The 15,680-nt window shown below is 71.4% G+C and carries 14 protein-coding genes and 1 riboswitch; of the genes, 7 read left to right on the top strand and 7 right to left on the bottom strand.

All coding sequences use genetic code 11. The annotated features are described in order from the left end of the window. Window positions 1-209: 209 nt before the first annotated feature. Window positions 210-380, top strand: a riboswitch (cyclic di-AMP (ydaO/yuaA leader). A gap of 7 nt (window positions 381-387) precedes the next feature. Then, window positions 388-1,569 carry a C40 family peptidase gene (locus tag KWI83_RS16180; RefSeq protein WP_218515048.1) on the top strand — a complete coding sequence of 394 codons (1,182 nt, stop codon included), beginning with the start codon at window positions 388-390 and terminating at the stop codon, window positions 1,567-1,569. A 78-nt stretch (window positions 1,570-1,647) separates the two neighbouring features. Here KWI83_RS16180 and KWI83_RS16175 read toward each other — a convergent pair whose 3' ends face one another. Further along, on the bottom strand, window positions 1,648-2,001 hold the full coding sequence (locus KWI83_RS16175; RefSeq protein WP_218515047.1) for a hypothetical protein: 354 nt from the start codon (window positions 1,999-2,001) through the stop codon (window positions 1,648-1,650). A 454-nt stretch (window positions 2,002-2,455) separates the two neighbouring features. On the opposite strand from KWI83_RS16175, the gene KWI83_RS16170 reads away from it, so the two are divergent. Beyond that, window positions 2,456-3,523 carry a C40 family peptidase gene (locus KWI83_RS16170; protein WP_218515046.1) on the top strand — a complete coding sequence of 356 codons (1,068 nt, stop codon included), beginning with the start codon at window positions 2,456-2,458 and terminating at the stop codon, window positions 3,521-3,523. A 10-nt stretch (window positions 3,524-3,533) separates the two neighbouring features. On the opposite strand, the gene KWI83_RS16165 is transcribed toward KWI83_RS16170, so the two are convergent. Continuing rightward, entirely contained in the window at window positions 3,534-4,280 is a 747-nt protein-coding gene (locus KWI83_RS16165) for a response regulator transcription factor (protein WP_218515045.1), read from the bottom strand. Further along, the gene (locus tag KWI83_RS16160) at window positions 4,277-5,611 is read right to left on the bottom strand and encodes an ATP-binding protein (RefSeq protein WP_218515044.1); all 1,335 of its coding nucleotides are present in this window, start codon (window positions 5,609-5,611) and stop codon (window positions 4,277-4,279) included. The genes KWI83_RS16165 and KWI83_RS16160 overlap by 4 nt, the downstream gene beginning before the upstream one ends. 420 nt (window positions 5,612-6,031) lie before the next feature. Between KWI83_RS16160 and KWI83_RS16155 the strand changes: the two genes are divergently transcribed. Together KWI83_RS16155 and KWI83_RS16150 are read left to right on the top strand one after the other, a co-directional pair. Further along, window positions 6,032-7,381 carry a PspC domain-containing protein gene (locus KWI83_RS16155; RefSeq protein WP_218515043.1) on the top strand — a complete coding sequence of 450 codons (1,350 nt, stop codon included), beginning with the start codon at window positions 6,032-6,034 and terminating at the stop codon, window positions 7,379-7,381. Further along, window positions 7,368-7,589, top strand: a complete 222-nt coding sequence (locus tag KWI83_RS16150; protein WP_218515042.1) for a hypothetical protein — start codon at window positions 7,368-7,370, stop codon at window positions 7,587-7,589. Before KWI83_RS16155 ends, KWI83_RS16150 begins: the two co-directional genes overlap by 14 nt. A 360-nt stretch (window positions 7,590-7,949) precedes the next feature. Here the strand turns inward: KWI83_RS16150 and KWI83_RS16145 are convergent, their stop codons facing one another. The 3 genes from KWI83_RS16145 to KWI83_RS16135 form a co-directional block, all read right to left on the bottom strand. Next, window positions 7,950-8,477 (bottom strand): DoxX family protein, encoded by a 528-nt coding sequence (locus tag KWI83_RS16145; RefSeq protein ID WP_218515041.1) that lies wholly within the window; start codon window positions 8,475-8,477, stop codon window positions 7,950-7,952. A gap of 222 nt (window positions 8,478-8,699) precedes the next feature. Beyond that, entirely contained in the window at window positions 8,700-9,995 is a 1,296-nt protein-coding gene (locus tag KWI83_RS16140; protein ID WP_218515040.1) for a hypothetical protein, read from the bottom strand. Between the two features lie 390 nt (window positions 9,996-10,385). Further along, on the bottom strand, window positions 10,386-11,180 hold the full coding sequence (locus tag KWI83_RS16135; protein ID WP_218515039.1) for a class II aldolase/adducin family protein: 795 nt from the start codon (window positions 11,178-11,180) through the stop codon (window positions 10,386-10,388). Window positions 11,181-11,348: 168 nt separating this feature from the next. Between KWI83_RS16135 and KWI83_RS16130 the strand changes: the two genes are divergently transcribed. After that, window positions 11,349-11,822, top strand: a complete 474-nt coding sequence (locus KWI83_RS16130) for a pyridoxamine 5'-phosphate oxidase family protein (protein ID WP_218515038.1) — start codon at window positions 11,349-11,351, stop codon at window positions 11,820-11,822. A 15-nt stretch (window positions 11,823-11,837) separates the two neighbouring features. Here KWI83_RS16130 and guaA read toward each other — a convergent pair whose 3' ends face one another. Next, the gene (gene guaA / locus KWI83_RS16125; protein ID WP_218515037.1) at window positions 11,838-13,412 is read right to left on the bottom strand and encodes a glutamine-hydrolyzing GMP synthase; all 1,575 of its coding nucleotides are present in this window, start codon (window positions 13,410-13,412) and stop codon (window positions 11,838-11,840) included. A 308-nt stretch (window positions 13,413-13,720) separates the two neighbouring features. Here guaA and KWI83_RS16120 point away from each other — a divergent pair, with 308 nt between their 5' ends. Further along, complete coding sequence (locus KWI83_RS16120) at window positions 13,721-14,029, top strand: chorismate mutase (protein WP_218515036.1); 309 nt, start codon at window positions 13,721-13,723, stop codon at window positions 14,027-14,029. A gap of 585 nt (window positions 14,030-14,614) precedes the next feature. Then, window positions 14,615-15,646 carry an LAETG motif-containing sortase-dependent surface protein gene (locus KWI83_RS16115; RefSeq protein ID WP_218515035.1) on the top strand — a complete coding sequence of 344 codons (1,032 nt, stop codon included), beginning with the start codon at window positions 14,615-14,617 and terminating at the stop codon, window positions 15,644-15,646. The last annotated feature ends 34 nt before the right edge of the window (window positions 15,647-15,680 follow it).

Raw genomic sequence — 15,680 nt, 5'->3', positions numbered from 1 at the left:
GCCGACGATCACACCCTCCCCGCATCGCCCGGACCCCCGCACCGACCAGCGCTCACCGTCCGAACACGATCTCACGCGGGCCGTAATGGCTGACTAAAGGTCACGAAAATGTATCGGGCATATCACCCACCAACCTTCACAGGGGCTACACGAGTTGGCTACCGTGCCGGTCAGGCCGCACGACCTCCACCGGCGAACGACGCCGGGCCGCGCGGCCTCCGCCGAGTCCGGTGCGCCTGAGGCAGCCGGAGCCGGGGACCCAACCGAACTTGGGGTGAATCGGCCCGAATCCCTTCCCGGGAACGGACCGTAGGGCAACCCTTCCGAACCACCCGCCCGAACCCGACAGCTAACCCGGTAGGCGGCACATGGAAGGAGTCGCCTCCTTTGGCGTCGCACCGCAAGTCGCGCCCCACGGGCGCGCGCGTAGCAGGCATACGGACCCCCGCTCTTGCCACCGCTGCCCTGACCTCCGTGGCCCTGCTCTCCCAGACCGCCGACGCCGCGCCCTCGGCCGACGACAAGCCCAGTCTCGAAGAGGTCGAGAAGAAGGTCGACGACCTCTACCGCCAGGCGGAGTCGGCGACCCAGAAGTACAACGCGGCCAAGGAGAAGACCGCGAAGCAGCGCAAGCGCGTCGACACCCTCCTGGACGACGTGGCCCAGCGCACGCAGAAGCTCAACGAGGCGCGTGAGGAGCTGGGGACGTACGCCGCCGCCCAGTACCGCACCGGCGCGTCCCTCCCCGACACCGCCACCTTCCTGCTCGCCGACTCCCCGCAGGACTACTTGGACCAGACCCAGCTGATGGGTCGGCTGACCAGCCGCCAGAAGGACGCGGTCGACGAGTACTTCACCGAGCAGTCGGCGACGATGAAGAAGCGCCAGGAGGCCACCGAGAGCCTGGCGGTACTCACCGAGTCGCAGAGCGACCTGCAGACGGCCAAGGCCGCCGTCCAGAAGAAGCTCGCCGACGCGCGTGAGCTGCTGTCGCAGCTGACCGCCGAGGAGAAGGCCCGCCTCGCGGCGATCGAGAAGAAGAAGCAGGAGGAGGCCGAGCGCAAGGCCGCCGAACTCGCCCGGCAGCAGGCGGAGGAGCAGCAACGCCAGGAGGCGGCGCAGCAGGAGCAGGAGTCGGCCGGCGGCGGTTCCTCAGCCGGCACCGGCAGCGAGTCCGGCTCCGGCACCTCCGTGGCGGACTCCTCGTACGCCACCAAGGCCGAGAAGGCGCTGGCCTTCGCCCGCGCGCAGATCGGCAAGCCGTACGTCTGGGGCGCCACCGGCCCCGACTCCTACGACTGCTCCGGCCTCACCCAGGCCGCGTGGAAGGCCGCCGGCGTCAGCCTGCCCCGCACCACCTACGACCAGGTCAACGCCGGTACGACGGTCTCCATCGCCGCCGCCCGGCCGGGTGACCTGATCTTCTTCTACGACGACGTCACCCACGTCGGTCTCTACATCGGCAACGGCATGATGATCCACGCCCCGAAGCCGGGCGCGTACGTCCGTGAGGAATCGGTCTACTACGACGGCGAGTCCTCCATCCACAGCGTCGTCCGCCCGGCCTGACACGCGGTCGCCTGCGGGCGACCGAAGGGCACGCGCGCGTGCGGCGGTTTCCGTGGTACGCGCGCGTGCGGCGGGACGTCAGGTCCAGAGCACGGCGATGAAGATGTTCGCCGTGGTCAGCAGGCCCACCAGCCCGAACATGCCCTTGTCCACCTTCTCGTCGTCCCGTTTCACATAGACGAGGCCGAGGATCACGATCAGCAGGGCCAGCTTCACGCCGATCTTGATGTTGTTGACGGGCTGGTCGTCGGCCTGGTTGAGGCCGACCAGGATCACGCCGGTGACCAGCATGGTCAGCGCGCCGTGCAGCATCGCCGGGACGAATCGTGCGGTGCCCTGGCCCATCGCCTTCATCTGGGTGAGGAAACCACCGAGCAGGGAGGCGATGCCAATGATGTGCAGGCCGACGAAGAGGTGGATGAGTACGTCCATGGGGCCGGAGCCTAATCAGGGGGTTCCGGGCCACCCGACACCGGGCCGCCACGGAACGCACGGTGACTGCATATATGCGCGCCATAGCACTCCGGCCCTCACGGCCGGTCCGGAATCGCCGCATCGGTCATCGCACTGCGTGAAGACGATGTCCCCGAACCAGGATCACGATCACATACGGTCACGCACCGGTCCCCTGTCGTCACTTCCGCACAAGGCGTCACCGCGCCGACGCGCCTGGGTTTAGCGTCCTCCACCAGGTGACCGGCTCCCCACCGCCGCCTCTGGCCAGGGGCGGCAGCCGGGCACCACCGCCGAGAAGGTCCGGCGGCGCCCCGCATCCCCTGTGCGGGGCGCCACCGGACGCGTAAGCCGCCCCGGGCGGCCGTACGTCCACCCGGTGGCCGTACGGACACGGCGGTCCCCGAGTCGCAGGAAAGGACGTGCAGTCCACGTGGCAGCGCACCGCAAGCCCCGACAACGCTCGGCCCACGGCACCAAGGCCCGCACGGCGGCGACGATCGCCCTCGCGGGCGCGGCGACCGCCACGGGCCTCGACGGGACCGGCCACGCCGAGCCCCAGCTGACGCCGGGGCAGGTCAGGGCCAAGGTGGACCAGCTGTACCAGGAGGCGGAGGTCGCCACCGAGAAGTACAACGGCGCGAAGGAGCAAGCCAGAGCGTCACAGAAACGGCTGGACGCGCTGCAGGACGAGGCGGCCCGCAAGGAGGACCGGCTCAACTCCGTCCGGGACGCGCTGGGCTCGTACGCCGCCGCCCAGTACCGGGAGGGCGGGCTCGACCCCGCCCTGCGGCTCGCCCTCTCCGAGGACCCCGACCAGTACCTCGACGGCGCCGCCTTCGCCGAACGCGTCGGCGACCGGCAGGCGGCCGCCGTCGCACGCGTACGCCGGCAGCTGCGGGAGATCGAGCAGCTGCGCGGCGCCGCACGCGTCGAACTGGCCTCGCTCCAGTCACGGCAGGCCGAACTGAACCGGCACAAGAAGACCGTCACCGGCAAGCTGGACGAGGCACGGCGGCTGCTGTCCCGGCTGACGGCCGAGGAGCGGGCCCGGCTCGCGCAGGGCGACGGCACCGACCGCGCCTCGCGCGCCTCGACGCCCGGCCGCGACCGCCTCCAGGCGCCCGGGGCCGCCGCGGCGACGGCACCCAACTCCCGTGCCGCGGCCGCCGTCTCGTACGCCTACCAGAAGCTCGGCAGCCCCTACGTCTGGGGTGCCACCGGCCCCGACGCCTTCGACTGCTCGGGCCTGATCCAGGCCGCGTACCGCTCCGCCGGGGTCTCCCTGCCCCGCACCACCTACGCCCAGATCGACGCCGGCCGCCGCGTCTCACGCTCCGAACTGCTCCCCGGAGACCTGGTGTTCTTCTACTCCGGCATCAGCCACGTCGGTCTCTACGTCGGCAACGGCCAGATGATCCACGCGCCCAACCCCTCGGCCCCGGTCCGCGTGGCCCCGATCGACGAGATGCCGTTCGCAGGCGCGACCCGGGTGGTCTGACGCGCGGGCCTCACACCAGCCGTCGGGCCGTCGCCCACCGGGTCAGCTCGTGCCGGTTGGAGAGCTGGAGCTTCCTCAGGACCGCCGAGACATGGGACTCGACCGTCTTCACGGAGATGTACAGCTGCTTGGCGATCTCCTTGTACGCGTAGCCACGGGCGATGAGGCGCAGGACCTCCCGCTCCCGCTGGGTGAGACGGTCCAGGTCCTCGTCGACCGGCGGGGCGTCGGTGGAGGCGAAGGCGTCGAGGACGAAGCCGGCCAGACGCGGTGAGAAGACCGCGTCGCCCTCCTGGACCCGGAAGATCGAGTCGACCAGGTCCGTGCCGGTGATCGTCTTGGTGACGTACCCTCGCGCGCCGCCGCGGATCACACCGATCACGTCCTCCGCCGCATCCGAGACGGACAGGGCGAGGAACCGGACCGGCTGCTCGGCGTCGGCCATGAACGCGGCGCAGCGGCGCAGCACTTCGACCCCGCCGCCACCCGGGAGGTGCACGTCGAGGAGTACCACCTCGGGCCGGGTTGCGGTGATGACCGTGACCGCCTGGTCGACGTCCGCGGCCTCCCCGACGACTTCGACGCCGGTCTGCTCGGTCTGGCCGATCTCGGCCTGCACTCCCGTACGGAACATCCGGTGGTCGTCGACGAGCACCACGCGCACGTGCCGCCGTTCCGCGCCGCCGCCCGGCGTCTGTGCGGGCTCGGCCGCCTGCTCCGCTCCCGCCGTCCCGTTCGCCTCGGTCGGGTCGCTCATGACGTCTTCTCCGCCCTCTCCATCTCCAGCTCGACCTCCGTGCCGCCGCCCGGCACCGCCCGCAGCCGGGCCGTGCCGCCGTTGCGCTCCATGCGGCCGATGATCGATTCTCTGACGCCCATGCGGTCGGCGGGTATCGAGTCGAGGTCGAAGCCGGGACCGCGGTCCCGGACGGACACGAAGACCGTCTTTCCCTCGACCTCGGCGTAGACCTGCACGGCGCCGCCCTCGCCACCGTACTTGGCGGCGTTCACCATCGCCTCGCGCGCGGCCTGCATCTGTGCGCCGATCTTCTCGTCGAGCGGGCAGTCGCCGACCACGACGACCTCTATGGGGACGCCGTGCTTGTCCTCCACCTCCGCGGCGTTGCGCCGTACCGCGTCGGCGAGGGTGGTCGGCTCGTCGGCCTCGTCCTTGCCGGTGCCCTCGGGTTTGTAGAGCCAGGTCCGCAGGTCGCGCTCCTGCGCGCGGGCGAGGCGGCGGACCTCGTTGGGGTTGTCCGCGTTGCGCTGTATCAGCGTCAGAGTGTGCAGCACCGAGTCGTGGACGTGCGCCGCGACCTCCGCGCGCTCCTGGGCGCGGATGCGCATCAGGCGCTCCTCGGACAGGTCCTGGGTCATACGGACCAGGTAGGGACCGGCGAGGAGCGTTATGCCCACGAGCACGGCGAGGGCCGCCTGCAGGACTGAGCCGAGGTGGGCGGCGGAGCCCTGCAGCACCAAGACGCCGGTGACGCCGGCCGTGACCAGCAGGACGCCGGCCACCGCGCGCAGCAGGGTGAGGGTGCGCTTGCGGCGGCCGACCTCGACCCAGCGGGCCCGGCGGGCGTTGTCCGCCTGGCGCCAGACCAGGGCGACACCCGCACCGGCCAGCACGGCCGGGACGAGATAGGCCTGGGCGCCACCGCCCAGGTTCACATTGCCCACGAAGACCATGGCCACGACGACCATGAGGAGCAGGGCGACGATCTGGCCCTTGTCCGGCTTGCGGGCCACGAGTCTCCTGCGGCCGTCGGGAGAGGTCTCGGTGATGACCAGGGACGGCGGCTTCTGTGCCTCGACGCCGCCGACGCCGAGCGGCACGAAGAACCAGAAGGCGGCGTAGAGCAGCGCGCCGAGGCCGTCGGCCATGAACAGGCCGACGAACACCAGGCGCACCCAGATCACGGGCAGGCCGAGATGCCCGGCGAGCCCCCGCGCCACGCCACCGAGCCAGCGTCCGTCACTGCTGCGGTAGAGCTTGCGCGGCGGCCGCGGTTCGTCGAGTGGCGCTGCTGCGGTTGCGGCTTCCGGCATGCCATTGATGGTCACACGGCCGGCGGGCCGGAGCATCAGGGTCGACCCCCGAGACTCCCCTGATCTTCGACGGGCCGGTCCGTCGAACGCTTCCCCCGGCCTGGCTCAGGGGCGATATCAGGGTCCGGCCAGGGTCATTCCGACTCCCGCGGCGGCGGCTCGGCCGTCACCATGGACCCATGACTGATCACCAGCACGCCGCGGATGCCGTGCCCGACGCGGGCACCGCGTCCGACGCTGCGGCCGTGACCGCCGCAGGTGAGGAACCGCGCGCACGGGGGCGCGGGCGCGCACGGACAGAGCAGCACGAGCGCCGGGAGCGGAGCAGGCGTGCCCGGTGACCCTGGCCTGCCCGGTGGTCCCGACGTGCCCGGCAATTCCGGCGTGCCCCGTGACTCCGGCGCCCCCGGTAATCCCGGCGTCCCTGGTGACTCCGGCGTCCCCGGAGCCCCGGGCATGCCCGGCGGACCAGGAGTCCACAGCGAGCCCGGAGCACCCGGCGAGCCCCGAGCGCCCGATGGGCCCAGGACGCTGGAGCCTCCGCACAGGTTCCGGCGGGATCGGCGGCACAAGATGTTCGCCGGGGTGTGCGCCGGGCTGGGGCGGCAGTGCGACATGGATCCGGTGATCTTCCGGATCACCCTCGCCGTGCTCTCCGCGACCGGCGGTATCGGTCTCATCTTCTACGGCTTCGCCTGGCTCTTCGTCCCGTACGACGACGAGGACGAGAACGAGGTCCGCAAGCTCCTGACCGGCCGCGTCGACGGGCAGGCCCTCACCGCCGTGCTGTTCGCGCTGGTCGGCTGCGGTGTCTTCCTGACACTGCTGAACAACGGCGGTGTGCTGACCTTCGCGGTCATCCTCTCTCTCCTCCTCGCGGGCGCCGGCTATTGGTCGCAGCGCCGGGGCGCCCCCGACCCCGATCCGCTGGCGGCGCAGGCCGTCGCCGACGCCCCGCCGGAGGCCCAGGCGCCGCCGGTCCCCGCCGCCTACCCCTCCTGGTGGCGGGACCCGATCGTCAAGGACGGCACGCACGTCGGCGGCACCGGCTATCTGTGGGGTCCCAGCGACTCCCGCGACCGGGACATCGCGGCGGCCGTCAACATCAGCCTCGGTACGGACACCGGCCCCCAGGCCCCCCTCACCCAGCGCACCGCGCCGCCCAAGCCGCGTGGCCCGCGCTGGATAGGCGGCTGGGTCTTCCTGCTCGCGCTTCTCGCGGGCGCCATCGGCACACGGGCGACCTGGCAGGAGCAACCGCTCGGCACCAGCCTGCAGACCGGCCTCGCCTGCGCGCTCGTCGTCATCGGGCTGGGCATCACCATCAGCGCGTTCCTGGGCCGTACGGGAGCGGGGTCGATCTTCCTGGCCGTGCTCGCGGCGGGGCTGCTCGCCGGGGCGGCGGCGCTGCCCAAGGACATCGGCACGGAGTGGATACGCACGACGTGGCAGCCGGCCGCGGTGGCCGACGTGGAGCGGAAGTACGACCTCGGCACCGGCGTCGGCACTCTGGATCTGACCCGGCTGAACCCGGCCCAGGGCCAGACGGTGTCCATGGACGCCGAGGTGGGTGTGGGCCGACTGCTGGTGATCGTGCCGCCGGACGTGACAGTGAAGGCGAACATCGACGTGGGGGTGGGTGACATCCAATTGCCGGGCGAGCAGAAGCAGGACGTGGATGTGGAGCCGGGCAAGTACCGGGAGGTGACGCTGGCTCCGGCGTCGGGTGTGAAGGGCGCCGGCACGGTCGATCTCGACCTCAAGGTGGGCGTCGGTCAGGTGGAGGTGAGCCGTGCTGCGTCATGAGTTCCAGCCGGGAAGGCTGGTGGCCGGCGCCGTCGTCACCGCGGTCGGCGTCCTGTACACCGGCGACGCGGGCGGCACCTGGGAGACCCCGTGGTTCGTGGCGTTCCCCATGATGGTGGGCGGACTGTGTCTGGCCGCGGTGGCGGGGATGCTGGGCCGGGGCATACGCCGCCGGGGGGTATGCCGGGAAGGCGAGGGCGGGGGCTAGGGCCGCGCCCAGGTCGGCGTGGGGGACAGGCGCGAAGGCGAGGGCCAGGGGCAGGACCTACCCGAGCCGCCGTCGGGCACGGACGCGAAGGCGAGGGCCAGGGCCTACCCGAGCCGCCGTCGGACAAGCCGGGGAGGCCAGGACGAGGGTCAGAGCCCGGACCGGCGTGGGGCGCAGACGCGAAGGCCAAGGGGCAGGGGCTGTGCGGTCCCCGCCGTGGGGCGCGGAGTCGAAGGCGAGGCCCAGGGCCAAGACCTACTCCAACCGCCCAACAGGCAAGCCAACCCAGCCCACCCAGCCCAACCACCCCAAAAGGCAACCGCACCCAACCGCCAGCCGCCCAGCCGCCCCTCCCCCGCGCTAGCGATACCCCCGCTGTCGCCGTCGGGAGCGAAGGGCTGCGTCGAGGGAGAGGAGCGGGGCGCCGGCGAGGACGAGGGGGAGCCAGGCCATCAGGTAGGCGAGGTCGTTGCCGTAGTAGTACGGGTCGGAGGCCCAGCTCACGGTCAGCCAGAGGCTGAGGGAGATCAGCGCGCCGCCGAGGGCGGCGAGGCGGGAGAGGAGGCCGAGGAGGATACCGACGCCGACGGCGAGTTCGCCGCCGGCGATGGCGTAGCCGAAGGCGACGGGGTTCTCCAGGGCCAGGTCGACCAGGGCCGGGATGGCCGAGGAGTCCCGGACGGTGCGCATCGTGTCGCCGATGGAACCGGCACCGGCTTCCTGCATGAACGCGCTGTCGGTGAGCTTGTCGAGGCCGGCGTAGACGAAGGTGACGCCGAGGAAGACACGGAGGGGAAGGAGGGCGTAGCGGGTGGCGGTGTCCCGCCAGTCGGCGCGGCCGCCGCTGTAGTGGGAGCTGTGCACCTCTGTACGAATACCCTGAGTCATCGCTGCATAGCCGCCTCTCGCACGCCGTGCCGGAGCCCCTCAGAAGACCATACGTACGAAAGGAAGGACCCGCTCATTCGTACCGGCCGGATGTGGCAAAGGTCGGCGTTCCCGCCCGAGTCCAGCCCCTGAGGCCAGGTCAGCCCAGGCAGGCCAAGCCGACCCTTCCAAGGTCGACGGAAACCCAAGCAGCCCCGTCAGCCCCCTCAGCCCCTTCAGCCCTCACTCCGTCACCTCGATCGCATACGCGTTCGTCTCCACCCCCGCCGCCGTGACCACCCGCACCTCCAGCCGCCCGGGCTCCACCTCCGCCGGTACCGGCACGGTCAGCAGGGTGTCCGTCGGGTTGCTGAAGCCGCCGGTGATCGGGACCAGGGGGACATGGACGTGGACGGGCCCGATGCGGACGACCATGCGGGAGAGGCGGTCGGCGGTACCGGCACCCGGTGGGACGAAGCCCGCGCCGCGGATCTCGATGTCCTCCCCGGTGCGGATGGGCGCGTCCAGGTCACCGGCCTCGCGGGCGCGGACGACGGAGAGGACGACGGGGCGGCCACCCTCGGCGTACTTGCCGGCGAGGTAGGTGGCCGCCGACACCAGGACCACCACCGCCAGCCCCCACGGCAGGTCGGGCAGCTGGTCGGGCCGGCGCGCCAGCCGCACCGCCGCGAACACCAGGGCGACGGCGCTGATCACGACGTACTGGATGTCGGCGAAGGTGCCCCGCCCCGAATCGTCCGTCAGCAGATCGGCCGCCCTCGGCCGGTCCGCGCGGACCTTCTGCAGCCGTTGCCCGATGACACGCAGGCCGACCACCCGCCGGACCAGCACGGCTATCCCGCAGGCCACGGCGAGGACGGTCACCAGCCCGGCGCCACGGGCGAGTTCGAGGCCCGCGATCAGCTCGTCGCGGGCGCCGGGTGAGGAGACGGCCGCCAGCTGCCCCGCCAGGACCAGGACCGAGTACGCCACGAACAGCACCCACATCGCCGCGACGGCACGGGACGTCGACAGCCGGTTGTCCTCGCCGATGACCGGGGCCAGTACGCCACCCCGCGCCCGGTGGAAGAAGGAGGCCGCCGTCAGGGCCGCCGCGACCAGCAGCGCCGCGAGCAGGCCGGCGGTACGGGCCGTCGTCCAGCCGGTGCCGATCGCGGTCAGCGACTGCACCAGCAGCAACAGCAGGACCAGCGCCCACACCGCGCACGCCGTGCGGCGCCACAGACGGGACAGCCAGGCCTCGCCCTCGACGCGGGCGCGTTCGGCGACCGCCGCCGCGGACTGGGTCAGTTCGTCGGAGACCCACTGGCGGGAGGCCGACGCCGAGTGGGCCACGGCCGCCGGCAGGCCCTGCCCGGCCGCGAACTCGTCCCGCCTCAGCAGGAATTCGGCCACGGCACGCCGGTGCCCCGCCCGCGCGCCGTGCGGACAGTCCCCGCAGGTGCAGCCACCGCCATGAGCGCTCCCGAACGCGCCCGTGCGCGCCTCCGCGCCCTGTCTCGCCTCCTGCACCGCCACGCCCGACGCCCGCCTTCCGCACATCCTCGTGCCCCACTCGGCTGCCCGACTCGTCCGGGAGCCGCCGTAACGCTGTACAACTCCCCCGCGACGTCAGCGAATTGTGCCCTACGACACCCGGTACACGTCCGGCAGGTCCGGGCAGCTCTGTCGGTGCGGGTGAACGGACGGTCGCCGTGTTGACCCGGCTGCGAGAGGACCGCCCGAGAAGGTCCCGTACGCCCTCGACCCGTGGGGCAGCACCCGCTGCGACCTGCCCAACGCGACCTGCCCACCGCCCCGAGACCCACCGCACCCGAGACCCACAGCACCCCGGCCCTCCGACCATCAGCCCCTACGGGGTCCTTGCACTATGAGCGCGCGACCCGGGCGGGCATAGTGCAAGGACCCCTAAGACAGCAGGTCGGGCTCTCGGCGCGTGATGTCCTGCCACAGCGGCTGGTAGTTGATCCACGCGACCAGATCGCCGCCCAGCTGTTCCCGCGTCGCCACCGCCTGCTTGTGGTCGATCAGGATCGGCCGCCCCGCCGCCTTCGCGGTCAGCTGCACCTGGCAGGAACGCTCCATGGACAGAAACCACCAGGCCGCCGCGTCCACCGAGTCGCCGACGGTCAGCAGGCCGTGGTTGCGCAGCACCAGCGCCTTGCGGGAGCCGAGCGCGGCGGCGATGCGGCGGCCCTCCTCGGCGTTGACGGAGACGCCGGTGTAGGCGTCGTACAGCGCGTGGTCCTCGTAGAAGGCGCAGCTCTCCTGGGTGATCGGGTCGAGCAGGTCGCCGAGCGCGGACAGGGCGCGGCCGTGCACGGAGTGACAGTGGGCGACGGCGACGACGTCGGGGCGGGCGGCGTGCACCTGGGCGTGCACGGTGAAGGCGGCCTGGTTGACGTGGTAGCGGCCCTCGATGACCTGCCCGTCCTGGTTGACCAGCACCAGGTCGCTCACCGTGACGTGCTGGAACGGCATCCCGAACGGATTGACCCAGAAGCAGTTCGTGTACTCCGGGTCGCGGGCGGTGATGTGCCCGGAGACGCCGTCCTCCAGGCCGTACCGCCCGAAGATCCGCAGCGCCGCCGCGAGCCGTTCCTTGCGGTGCCGGCGCTCGTCGTCGACCGATTCGTACATCGGCGGCATCGCGAACTGCAGCCGGTCGGTGGGCACGGGCTGGGGCGGGGTGGGCGCGGGCATGGGTCCTCCGGCGCTGGGTTCCGGTACGGAGCGGAAGTTACCCCCGGTCAGTACAGGAGAACAGGCCTTCGCAGGAGACAGGAGAACAAGGCCTCGGCGACATGCGTGACACACCCGCACAGCGCATACCCGACAGAAGATGTCCGGTTTCGCCGCCACACTCGTCGTATGGCAGCAAACTGGGCATCCTTCACCGCCGCCGAACCCGATCTCGCGAAGACCGTCGAGGGACGCTTCGGCACCCACATCCACCACGTCCTCGCGACCCTGCGCAAGGACGGCTCGCCGCGCACCACGGGGATCGAGGTGCGGTTTCTCAACGGCGAGCTGTGGCTCGGCATGATGCCGGACTCGCGCAAGGCGCTCGACCTGCGCCGCGACCCGCGCTTCGCGCTCCAGGCGAACCCCGGGGAGGGCACGTCGATGGGCGGCGGCGACGTACGGATCTCCGGCCGGGCGATCGAGGTCGAGGACGCGGAGACCAAGGCCGGGTACGGCGGAGAGGTGGAGCCGCCGGAGCCGTTCCACCTCTTCCGCGCCGAGTTGACGGAGGTCGTACGGACCTACGTCGAGGACGACACGTATCTGGTCGTCCAGCTCTGGAAGCCCGGAGCGCCGGTGCGCACGCTCAAGCGGACCTGAGCCCAGAGGGAGGGCTCACTCCCACTCGATCGTCCCCGGCGGCTTCGACGTCACGTCGAGGACGACCCGGTTGACGTCCCGCACCTCGTTGGTGATCCGGGTGGAGATCCGGGCGAGGACGTCGTACGGCAGGCGCGACCAGTCGGCCGTCATGGCGTCCTCGGAGGAGACCGGGCGCAGCACGATCGGGTGGCCGTACGTCCGGCCGTCGCCCTGGACGCCGACGGACCGGACGTCCGCGAGCAGCACCACCGGGCACTGCCAGATGTCCCGGTCGAGGCCGGCCGCCGTCAGCTCCTCGCGGGCGATGGCGTCGGCCTCGCGGAGCAGGTCGAGCCGTTCCTTCGTCACTTCGCCGACGATACGGATGCCCAGTCCCGGTCCCGGGAACGGCTGGCGCTGGACGATCTCCTCCGGCAGGCCGAGCTCCTGGCCGACCATCCGGACCTCGTCCTTGAAGAGCTTGCGCAGCGGCTCGATCAGCTTGAACTCGAGGTCCTCGGGGAGGCCGCCGACGTTGTGGTGAGACTTGATGTTGGCGGTGCCGGTGCCGCCGCCGGACTCCACCACGTCCGGGTACAGCGTGCCCTGGACCAGGAACTCCACCGCCGGACCCTCGTCCGCGATGATCTCGGCCTGCGCCTGCTCGAAGACCCGGATGAACTCCCGGCCGATGATCTTCCGCTTCTCCTCCGGGTCGGAGACCCCCTTCAGAGCGGACAGGAACCGCTCACTCGCGTCCACGACCTTCAGCTGCACGCCGGTCGCGGCCACGAAGTCCTTCTCGACCTGCTCGGTCTCGCCCTTGCGCATCAGGCCGTGGTCCACGTACACACAGGTCAGCTGGGAGCCGATGGCCTTCTGCACGAGGGCGGCGGCGACGGCGGAGTCCACGCCGCCGGACAGCCCGCAGATCGCGCGCTTGTCGCCGACCTGGGCGCGGATCGCCTCGACCTGCTCCTCGATGACGTTGCCGGTGGTCCAGGAGGGGCTCAGGCCCGCGCCCCGGTACAGGAAGTGCTCCAGCACCTGCTGGCCGTACGTGGAGTGCATGACCTCGGGGTGGTACTGGACGCCGTACAGCTTCTTCTCGTCGTTCTCGAACGCGGCGACCGGGACGACGTCCGTGGAGGCCGTGACGCTGAAGCCCTCGGGGGCGGCGGAGCAGGCGTCGCCGTGCGACATCCACACGGCCTGCTCGTCCGGGGTGCCCTCGAAGAGGGTGGAGGACGGCTTGGAGACGTGCAGCGGCGTACGGCCGTACTCGCGGGCGCCGGTGTTGTCCACCGTGCCGCCGAGGGCCTGCGCCATCAGCTGGAAGCCGTAGCACATGCCGAAGACCGGGACGCCGGACTCGAAGATCTCGCGGTCCAGGCGGGGCGCGCCCTCCTCGTACACCGACGAGGGACCGCCGGAGAGGATGATCGCCGCCGGGTTCTTGGCGAGCATCTCCTGGACCGGCATGGTGCTCGGCACGATCTCGCTGTAGACCCGGGCCTCGCGGACGCGTCGGGCGATGAGCTGGGCGTACTGCGCACCGAAGTCGACGACCAGGACGGTGTCGGGGGCGGCTGGGGTCGCTGATGACACGGGTTGCCTTCCGGCGGCTTGTAAAAGGGCTGTAGCACCGATTCTAACGGGGCTGCCGTACGTGACCGCCGTCTCAGGATGCGAACCGGGTTGGCCGTCACCGAAGGCCACGGCATACTGACCGCATGCTCACGCACCCGACCTTCCTCTTTACCTATGGCAACCGGCCCGCCGGCTGCCATGGTGGTGCTGCTTGAGCAACTGACAAGCGACTTCCCAGGCGCCCCGGGCCGACAAGGTCCGGGGCGCCTGGCGTTCCGGGGACCTTGTCCGGGCCGGGGCCGCGTCCGAATTGAGGAGCCCCCATCATGACCCCCACCGCCACCGACAAGACCCCCACGGCGACCGACAAGACCGGCGCCCGCACCGACGAGGCCGCCGAGCTGATCACCGGCGCGCGCGAACGCATCGACGCGCTCGACGACCGGATCATCGGCCTGATCCAGGAACGGATGGCCGTGTCCGCCGTGATCCAGCAGGCCCGCATCACCTCCGGCGGCCGCCGCGTGAACCTCTCCCGGGAGATGGAGGTGCTCGGCCGCTACCGGCAGGAGCTCGGCAAGCCGGGCACCGCCCTCGCCATGACGCTCCTCGAACTGTGCAGGGGTCGCATCTGAGTTCGCACCCCTCTCACCCGTACGGCGCGTGACCGCCGCCCGCCGCGCTTCGTTGGTCCCGGTGTCCGTGCCAGCCAGGGGCGGGCCCGAACGAACCACGCGTGGCTCGCTGGAGCGATGAGACGTACGGATCGCACCGTGCGTCGTGGGACCTCGCTCCAGGGAAGTGACCGGACGGCAGGGGACAGCAGCCCGGTCACCAAGAGAACGGTCGGCTCCGGGGACGCCCGGGGCCGACCGGCGGAAGTGTCCATATTCCAGTGCGGTACGGCGCACCCCGGTGGTGCGACGGCGCACCGCCAGAGGCCGAGACCATCCGGAGGCAAGCGGCGCAACCCCCCGGCGCCGCTTCCCAGGCACCGGCGCTGCCCTGACGCCGGTGCTGACGAAAGAAGGGCCCCGCGGCTCCGCCCCGCGGGGCCCTTCTCATGGCCCGCACACCGCCACACCAAGTGACTCACGTCACATAAAAACTGTGTGAAGGGCGGACAACCATCCTCGGGCTTCGTTGATCAAACCTGCTGAACCAAGGGCCACACCCGTACGCCGTACGCGGAGCCCTTCCGACTCAGCAGGTAGGTCTTCATGAAGCTTCGCCGCGCCCTGGCAGCCGCCGCCGTGACGGCCGCGATAGCCCCGATGGCGCTGCTCGCGGCACCGGCCGCCTCCGCGACGGACAACCCGTCCGCGAGCCCGACCGCGTCGGAGTCCGCCACCGAGACGGCGACCGTCAGCCCGAGCGCGTCCGAGAGCCAGTCGGCCACCGCGACCGCCTCGGTCGACCCGTCCCAGTCCGGCAGCCAGTCCCCGACCACGGACCCGACCGCGTCGGAGTCCGCCACCGAGACGGCCCCCGGCACGCCGACCACCCCCGGCTCGCCCTCCGCCACCGCTTCCGTCAGCCCCAGCCCGAGCGCCAGCGCGCCGGAGGAGGACTTCTGCGAGACCGCGGAGGACGAGGTCGGCCTCAGCGAGGAGCTGACCAGCGGTCTGTCGGGGCTGCCCGAGACGATCGTGGCCGGCAGCGGCTGGACCGAGTTCTCCTTCGACGTCACCAACAGCGGCGACGAGGACATCAAGAACATCAAGCCGCTGATCGGCGTCGCCGCGCTCGGCTGGGACGACGGGAAGGACTACTCCGGCCAGATCACCGTCCAGGTGTTCGACAAGGCCAAGGGTGGCTGGACCACGCTCGCGGACGCGGCCGGTGAAGGCGCGACCTTCACCCCGTTCAGCCTCGGCGCGGGTCAGTCCACCTCGTACCAGCTGCGGCTGAGCGTCAACGGCAAGGTGCCCGACGCCATCGGCCTGACCGGCGGCTTCGCGCAGTACTCGGACGCCGAGGGCTGCTGGATGGCCGACGACCCGAACGGCTGGATCTACTTCTTCGACATCCTCGCCGCGGGCTCGGACGCCGGTAAGCCGGGGGACGCCAAGCCGCAGGGCGGGATGGCCGACCTCGACGACATCAACGACGTGGACGCCACGGGCAGCCTGGCCAACACCGGTTCCAGCTCCGCGCTCCCCATGATCGGCCTCGTCGGCGGTGTCGCCGTCGTCGCCGGTGCGGGTGCGGTGTTCGTCGTCCGGCGCAAGAAGGCCGGTGCGGAGGCGTAAGCACGCCTGAGCCCTGGACAAAGAGAGAGGGAGC

The organism is Streptomyces sp. TRM70350 (assembly GCF_019219825.1).
Classification (GTDB): Bacteria; Actinomycetota; Actinomycetes; order Streptomycetales; family Streptomycetaceae; genus Streptomyces.
The sequence above is the reverse complement of the archived record's forward strand: the minus strand, read 5'-3'. Positions and strand labels throughout refer to the sequence as shown.